Source organism: Paenibacillus sp. FW104-T2 (assembly GCF_058789975.1).
Genome location: NZ_JBYTCE010000049.1, coordinates 1 through 1,375, shown reverse-complemented (window position 1 = coordinate 1,375; position 1,375 = coordinate 1). Strand labels below are relative to the sequence as shown.

General features: G+C 54.3%; 1 rRNA gene. It reads right to left on the bottom strand.

The window, feature by feature from the left end:
* Positions 1-2: 2 nt before the first annotated feature.
* Positions 3-1,375, bottom strand: a 23S ribosomal RNA gene (locus AC3WQ3_RS28620); the annotation flags it as partial.

The following is a 1,375-nucleotide window of genomic DNA, read 5'->3' as shown; positions in this document are numbered from 1 at the left end:
ATTTGGATAAGCCCTCGACCGATTAGTACTGGTCAGCTCCATGCATTACTGCACTTCCACCCCCAGCCTATCTACCTCGTCGTCTTCAAGGGGTCTTACATACTGGGAAATCTCATCTTGAGGGGGGCTTCACGCTTAGATGCTTTCAGCGCTTATCCCGTCCGTACATAGCTACCCAGCGGTGCTCCTGGCGGAACAACTGGTACACCAGCGGTACGTCCATCCCGGTCCTCTCGTACTAAGGACAGCTCCTCTCAAATTTCCTACGCCCACGACAGATAGGGACCGAACTGTCTCACGACGTTCTGAACCCAGCTCGCGTACCGCTTTAATGGGCGAACAGCCCAACCCTTGGGACCTACTTCAGCCCCAGGATGCGATGAGCCGACATCGAGGTGCCAAACCTCCCCGTCGATGTGGACTCTTGGGGGAGATAAGCCTGTTATCCCCAGGGTAGCTTTTATCCGTTGAGCGATGGCCCTTCCATGCGGTACCACCGGATCACTAAGCCCGACTTTCGTCCCTGCTCGACTTGTAGGTCTCGCAGTCAAGCTCCCTTATGCCTTTGCACTCTTCGAATGATTTCCAACCATTCTGAGGGAACCTTTGGGCGCCTCCGTTACTCTTTAGGAGGCGACCGCCCCAGTCAAACTGCCCACCTGACACTGTCCCCGTACCCGCTAAGGGCACCAGGTTAGAACCTAGATACGATCAGGGTGGTATCCCAACGGTGCCTCCACACAAGCTGGCGCTCATGCTTCAAAGGCTCCCACCTATCCTGTACAGATCGTACCCAAATTCAATATCAAGCTGCAGTAAAGCTCCATGGGGTCTTTCCGTCTTGTCGCGGGTAACCTGCATCTTCACAGGTATTAAAATTTCACCGGATCTCTCGTTGAGACAGCGCCCAAGTCGTTACGCCATTCGTGCGGGTCAGAATTTACCTGACAAGGAATTTCGCTACCTTAGGACCGTTATAGTTACGGCCGCCGTTTACTGGGGCTTCGGTTCACAGCTTCGGGATTACTCCCTAACCGCTCCCCTTAACCTTCCAGCACCGGGCAGGCGTCAGCCCGTATACTTCGCCTTACGGCTTCGCACAGACCTGTGTTTTTGCTAAACAGTCGCTTGGGCCTTTTCACTGCGGCCCCCTCGTGCTATTCACACTACCGGGGCACCCCTTCTCCCGAAGTTACGGGGTCATTTTGCCGAGTTCCTTAACGAGAGTTCTTCCGCGCGCCTTAGAATTCTCTTCTCGCCTACCTGTGTCGGTTTGCGGTACGGGCACCTTCATCTGGCTAGAGGCTTTTCTTGGCAGTGTGAGATCATGACCTTCGCTACTGTAATTTTCACTCCCCATCACAGCTCAGCCTTA